Source organism: Pseudomonas sp. P1_F1_2, from assembly GCF_056405815.1.
In genome coordinates, this window is sequence record NZ_JBFUBK010000038.1 from 46,321 (window position 1) to 52,596 (window position 6,276).

A 6,276-nucleotide genomic window follows, 5' to 3' on the forward strand; every position below is an offset into this window, starting at 1 on the left:
GACAAGCGCAATCTCGGCGATACTGACTCCCTCGGTCCATCGTGACCAACGAAACTTCCTAAGAYAGCCTTTAGCAGGACTAAACGATGAGTCGTCAATTGCATGCCCAGACCTACGTCTGGCTGCACGTGTTTTCCTGTGCCGCGCGGCACTTGTCGTTCACCCGTTGCGCCGAAGAACTGCACATCACGCCGGGGGCGGTCAGTCAGCAAATTCGGCAGCTGGAAGAACGCTTGGGTTTTCGCCTGTTTCATCGTCGCGCTCGCGGTGTGGAACTGAGTGCAGAAGGCCAGCGTCTGGCCATTACGGTCAACGAGGCGTACGGCAGCATCGATGCCGAATTACACCGTCTGGACGCCGGAATGATCAGCGGCACTTTGCGGTTACGCTCGATTCCGTCATTCCTGAGTAAATGGCTGACCCCGCGCCTGCCACGTTTGCAGCAGCGCTTTCCGGACATTCAATTGCGCCTGGTGGCCGAGGACAGCAGCGTGCCGCTGCACGAGGGGGATTTCGATCTGGCCATCGACCTGAACGATGGCAGCTACCCCGGCCTGTTATCCACAGCCTTGCTCGACGAACAGATCTTTCCGGTCTGTGCCCCCAGCCTGTTGCGAGGGCGGCCACCGCTGCATGGCCCGGCGGACCTGATGCATTTCCCGTTGCTGCACGACATCACCGCCTGGCGCGGCAGTTACGAATACGCGGAATGGGAGTTCTACCTCAATGCCATCGGCTTCGAGGGCGCGGACGTGCGGCGCGGGCACACCTTCAATCGCAATCACCTGACCATCGAAGCCGCCATCGCCGGGATGGGCGTGGCGATTGCGCGGCGTACGCTGCTCAACGATGAGCTGGAGCGAGGGACATTGATCGTGCCGTTCGGGCTGACGGTGCCCAATCACAAGCGCTATATGCTGCTGTATACGCCGGGCGCTTTGAGCCATCCGGGCGTGCGCGCGGTGCATGACTGGCTGGTGGAGGAGGCGGGAATATTTCGAAGTGTGCACCCGCTGGCGGAGCAGCAGATGTGAGTAATTGTGACAAAGAAGTGAAGCGACCCAACTCCCGACCTTAGCAGCGCTTTTAGCCGTTGTCCGGCTTTTTTTGCGATTAGATATTTATCTTTTTTAAGGGGTTGAATTGTTCAGCGTACAGACCGATTGTGTAGTTAAGAGGTCACGGTGATGACGCCCAAGGGCTTAGCTGACCGGCCTCTCGCGAGCTAGCTGAAATAAGGGAAGAACTATGCAAATCCAAGTCAATAGCGATAACCATATTCAAGGCAGTAAACGACTGGAGGAGTGGGTACGTACGACCATTGAGAGCACGCTCGAACGATATGAAGAGGACCTGACCCGCGTCGAGGTTCACCTGCGGGACGAAAACGGCGAGAAGCCCGGACCGCACGACATACGCTGCCAACTGGAAGCGAGGCCAAAAGGCCACCAACCGATTTCTGTCACCCATAAAGCCGCCAATCTGGAACTGGCGATCGACGGTGCAGCCGAAAAACTCGAACACGCGCTAGAGCACCTGTTCGGCAAACTGCGAGGCAAACCACGTGCCGTGGTGGTGCCGTTCGAGAGAAACGCAGCCGATGCGCTGCTGGAAGACGAATTTCTCGAGAACGAACAGGCAGCGCAAAACGGCTGAAGCCTGATTCACTTTTACCCTCCCCAAAAAACGGGCCTGCGATTGCAGGCCCGTTTTTGTTTGAGCACTGATTTCTGATCGTTCCCACGCAGATACTGATCGTTCCCACGCTCTGCGTGGGAACGCCTCGATGGACGCTCTGCGTCCGCTGTTGGGACGAGGAGCGTCCCAAGCTGCATTCCCATGCAGGTGTGGGAACCATCAGAAACAGGTTCATGCCTCCTCGGTAAAACGGGATCCGGCAATCGGGTCTCTTTGCGTATGAGAATATTTATCATTAATATCTCGCCCTCGTTGGTGCCTCTATCGTCACCACGTTTGCGCAGAGCTGAGCCGATGATCACCCTCCCACCCGAACCACACGACGAAGAACATCGCGGGGCGCGCGCGCATTTCCTGCAGGTGTTCCTTTCCCAGCGTTCGCAGATGGAAGCCTTGGTGAACCGGCGCGTGGGGTGTCGGGCGACGGCTGCGGACCTGGTGCAAGACTTGTTCCTGCGTTTCTGGCGGCGGCCGCTGGTACAAGTCGAAGAGCTCAGCACTTACTTGCTGCGCTGCGCCGGCAACATCGCCATTGACCATTTGCGCAGCGAAGGCACGCGGGTGCGGGTCAACGAAGGCTGGATGCCGGAGGCGCCAGACAGCCACGGCAGCGAACCGCAAGCCGCGCTGGAAGCCGGTAATGATTTGCGTCACGTCGAAGCGGCCTTGCGTGCCTTGCCGGAGCGCACGCGGCAGATCTTCCTGCTCAACCGCATCCACGGTCGCAAATACGCCGAAATCGCCAAGGCCATGGGCTTGTCCCAAAGCGCCGTGGAAAAACATATGATGCGCGCCCTCGATGCCTGCAAGGCCAGCCTGCAGGAATCGCCCATGCGCACGCCAGGGAAAGCACCGTGAATCAGCCCGAACGCGTCACCCCGACGCCCGCTCAGGAGCAGGCCGCCTACACTTGGCTGAGCTTGTTGCATGACCAGCCCAGCAGTGGCGATCAACTTACGTTCAGTCACTGGCTGCAGGCTGATCCTGCCCACGCCGAGGCTTATGCACAGGCGCAAGTCGTGTGGGAATTGAGCGAAGCGCCGGCGCGAACCCTGGCCGATGAAGATGCATTGGCCTTGCAGGGTTATCTCAATGCGATGAATCAATCGCCTCGCAACAGCGTGCGGCGCTGGTCGGGTGCGCTGGCCATGGCGGCGTGTCTGGTGCTGATGATCGGCGTAGGGGTCGGTTGGCAGCCGATGCGTTGGGTCGATGATCTGGGCGCCGATTATGTCTCGGCACCGGGCGAAATTCGCACCGTGACACTGGCCGATCAATCGCAAGTCACGCTGGATGCCGACAGCGCCATTGCCRTGGATTTCAGTCGCGGTGAACGGCGCGTCCAGCTGCGACGCGGCGCCGGATTTTTCAGCGTGACGCACACCGGCGACCCGTTTGTGGTCGATGCCGAACAGGGGCAGGCGCGAGTGCTGGGCACGCAGTTTGAAGTGCGCCTGCAACCGCAGGGGGCGCAAGTCACGGTGTTGTCCGGACGGGTGGGCGTGACTGCGGACAAGCACGCGGAGCAGCAAATCCTCACCGCCGGCCAGCAAGTGGCCTATGGCAACGGCGCAACGCAACAATCCCATGCGGTGGACAGCGAAGCGCAATTGGCCTGGCGCCAGGGTTGGCTCAATTACTACAAGGCGACGCTGGCCGAGGTGGTGCAGGATTTGGGGCGTTACTTCCCGGGGCGGATCGTGTTGCTCAATGATGAACTGGCGGCGCGGCGAATCAGTGGCAGCTTTCCGAGCAGGGATCCGCAGGTCGTGTTGAGTTCGTTGCAAGGGGTGTTGGGGTTTGAGCAGCACAGCGTGTTGGGGCAGCTGATTATTTTGCGTTAAAGCTGCTGGCCCCATCGCGAGCAAGCCCGGCTCCCACACTTGACCGCATTCTCATGAAGGAACCCGATCCCTGTAGGAGCCGGGCTTGCCCGCGATGAGGACCGATCAGACACCGCATCTTTCAGAACAAAAATTATTTTCAACATTTTGATGAGGTAAAACCAAGCCCCATCCGTGTAGTGACTGAAACTGCGAGTCATTCGCATCCGTTGCGGTTCTACACAGGTCTATCGAGCAATGAAGTCCAGGGCAAAATCGGGTTGGGTCAAACAGTGGTTGGGTGCCTCGGCACTGAGTATGTCGGCGCTGGCGTTGCTGCCCTTGAGCATCGCCTCGGCCGCTGACACGGGCAGCACGCAACAGCGGGCGCCGTTCAACTTCGCCATTGCCGCCAAACCGCTGCCCCAGGCCCTGAGCGACTTCAGCCGGGTGACCGGCATCAGTGTGGTCTACACCGATGAAGCGCCCTACGGCGTCACCGCCCCGGCGATCAACGGCCCGTTGAGCGCCGAACAAGCCCTGCAGCGTTTGCTCAGCGGTTCGGGACTGACCTTCCGCCGTACCGACCCCAACACCCTGATCCTTGAGCCGGTGCCGACGGCGGGCACCCTGAACCTGGGCGCCACCACCATCACCTCGGTGGCCGATCAATCCATGAGTTATCAGCCGCCGCCCACCAGTTCGGTGATGCGTTCTTCGGCCTTGCTCCAGGAAGTCCCGCAGACCGTCAATGTGGTCCCGGCCCAAGTCATTCGCGATCAGGTGCCGCGCAATCTGGATGACGCGCTGGCCAACGTCAGCGGCATCACCCAGGGCAACACACTGGCGAGCACCCAGGACTCGGTGATGACGCGTGGTTTCGGTGACAACCGCAACGGCTCGATCATGCGCGACGGCATGCCGATCGTGCAGGGGCGTGGCCTGAGTGAGAGTGTCGAACGCGTCGAAGTGCTCAAGGGGCCGGCGTCCTTGCTGTACGGCATCCAGGACCCGGGCGGCGTGGTCAACATGGTCAGCAAGAAGCCGGAACTGGAACAGTACAACGCCCTGACTCTGCGCGGTTCGACCTACGACGATGGCAAGAACGGCAGCGGTGGCACCCTCGACAGCACCGGCGCACTGGGCACATCGGGCCTCGCTTATCGCATGGTGCTGGACCATGAAGACGAAGATTACTGGCGCAATTTCGGCACCCACCGCGAGTCGATGATCGCGCCGTCGCTGGCCTGGTTCGGCGAAAGCACCACGCTGTTGTTCTCCTATGAACACCGTGAGTTTCTGACCCCGTTTGACCGTGGCACAGTCATCGATCCGAACACCAATCATCCGTTGGACATCTCGCGCAACCTGCGCCTCGACGAGCCGTTCAACAACATGGAAGGCCGTTCGGACCTTTACCACTTCGAGGCCGATCACGAGCTCAACGACAACTGGAAAGCTCACTTCGGCTACAGCTGGAACCGTGAAACCTACGACGCCAGCCAGGTGCGCGTGACCGCCATCGACACCGACAAAGGCACGTTGACCCGCAGCATGGACGGCACGCAAAACGCCATCAGCACCGACCGCTTCACCACCGTCGACCTCGAAGGCAATGTCGAATGGTCCGGGATGAAACACGACCTGGTGTTCGGCCTCGATGACGAGTACCGCAAGATTTACCGCGAAGACCTGATCCGCCAGAAAAGCCGGAGCATCTTCAGCTACGTCGACCCGATCTACGGCCTTGAAGTGCCGGGCACCACCGTCAGTGCGGCCGACAGTAATCAAACTGATGAATTGCGCAGCAACTCGATCTTCCTTCAGGACTCGATCCACCTCACCGACCAATGGATTTTCGTCGCGGGCGGGCGCTTCCAGGAATACGACCAGTACGCCGGCAAAGGTGTGCCGTTCAAGGCCAACACGGACAACAACGGCCAGAAATGGGTGCCGCGTGCGGGCCTGGTGTACCGCTACACCGACGAACTGTCGTTCTACGGCAGCTACACCGAATCGTTCAAACCCAACTCCACCATTGCGCCTTTGAGCGGCAGCAGCATCGTGCTCGACGGCAGCATTGCGCCGGAAGAAGCCAAGTCCTGGGAGGTTGGGGCCAAGCTCGACATGCCGGGCCGCATCACGGCTGATATCGCGCTGTTCGACATCAAGAAACGCAACGTACTGGTGGCCAACGCCGAAGGCCCGGTGACGATTTACAGTGCTGCCGGCGAAGTGCGTTCCCGAGGCCTGGAAGTGGATTTGACCGGCCAGCTCACGGACCGCTGGAGCATGATCGGCAGCTACGCCTACACCGATGCCGAAGTCACCGAAGACCCGGACTACAAAGGCAAGCAACTGCAAAACGTCGCCAAGAACAGCGGCTCGCTGTCGGCGGTCTATGACTTCGGCACCATCGTCGGTGGCGATCAGTTGCGCGTCGGCGCGGGTGCGCGATATGTCGGCGAGCGGGCGGGTAACGCCGTCAACGACTTCGACCTGCCGGCCTACACCGTGGCCGATGCATTCGCCACGTACGACACCAAGGTCGAAGGGCAGAAGGTCAAGTTCCAGCTCAACGTGAAGAACATGTTCGACCGCACCTACTACACCTCGGCGGCGAGCCGGTTCTTTGTGTCGATGGGCGATTCGCGGCAGGTGTTGTTTTCCAGCACTTTGGAGTTCTGACCGAGACCGCGTCATCGTTCATCGCGGGCAAGCCCGGCTCCCACAGGAATAGGTGTCGAAGCGCACT

5 protein-coding genes are annotated in these 6,276 nt (G+C 60.2%); all 5 read left to right on the forward strand.

Annotation, left to right across the window (positions count from 1 at the left end; all coding sequences use genetic code 11):
- Nucleotides 1-86 precede the first annotated feature (86 nt).
- The 5 genes from AC1D2P_RS13660 to AC1D2P_RS13680 all read left to right on the forward strand — a co-directional run bounded on the left by AC1D2P_RS13660 (nt 87) and on the right by AC1D2P_RS13680 (nt 6,209).
- Nucleotides 87-1,034: a LysR substrate-binding domain-containing protein gene (locus AC1D2P_RS13660; protein WP_477757738.1), complete on the forward strand. Its 948-nt coding sequence runs from the start codon at nt 87-89 to the stop codon at nt 1,032-1,034.
- 214 nt (nt 1,035-1,248) lie between these two features.
- Nucleotides 1,249-1,656 carry an HPF/RaiA family ribosome-associated protein gene (locus AC1D2P_RS13665; RefSeq protein WP_046026758.1) on the forward strand — a complete coding sequence of 136 codons (408 nt, stop codon included), beginning with the start codon at nt 1,249-1,251 and terminating at the stop codon, nt 1,654-1,656.
- A 336-nt stretch (nt 1,657-1,992) separates the two neighbouring features.
- Nucleotides 1,993-2,556: an RNA polymerase sigma factor gene (locus AC1D2P_RS13670; protein WP_046026757.1), complete on the forward strand. Its 564-nt coding sequence runs from the start codon at nt 1,993-1,995 to the stop codon at nt 2,554-2,556.
- A complete protein-coding gene (locus AC1D2P_RS13675; RefSeq protein WP_477811466.1) occupies nt 2,553-3,542 on the forward strand; it encodes a FecR family protein in 990 nt (329 codons plus the stop codon). Before AC1D2P_RS13670 ends, AC1D2P_RS13675 begins: the two co-directional genes overlap by 4 nt.
- Nucleotides 3,543-3,779: 237 nt before the next feature.
- Nucleotides 3,780-6,209, forward strand: coding sequence for a TonB-dependent siderophore receptor (locus AC1D2P_RS13680; RefSeq protein ID WP_477757740.1), 2,430 nt, complete (start codon nt 3,780-3,782; stop codon nt 6,207-6,209).
- The last annotated feature ends 67 nt before the right edge of the window (nt 6,210-6,276 follow it).

Excerpts from the sequence above, each read along its gene's own strand:
- AC1D2P_RS13660 (WP_477757738.1), top strand. The coding sequence starts at position 87 with ATGAGTCGTCAATTGCATGCCCAGACCTACGTCTGGCTGCACGTGTTT.
- AC1D2P_RS13665 (WP_046026758.1), top strand. The coding sequence starts at position 1,249 with ATGCAAATCCAAGTCAATAGCGATAACCATATTCAAGGCAGTAAACGA.
- AC1D2P_RS13670 (WP_046026757.1), top strand. The coding sequence starts at position 1,993 with ATGATCACCCTCCCACCCGAACCACACGACGAAGAACATCGCGGGGCG.
- AC1D2P_RS13680 (WP_477757740.1), top strand. The coding sequence starts at position 3,780 with ATGAAGTCCAGGGCAAAATCGGGTTGGGTCAAACAGTGGTTGGGTGCC.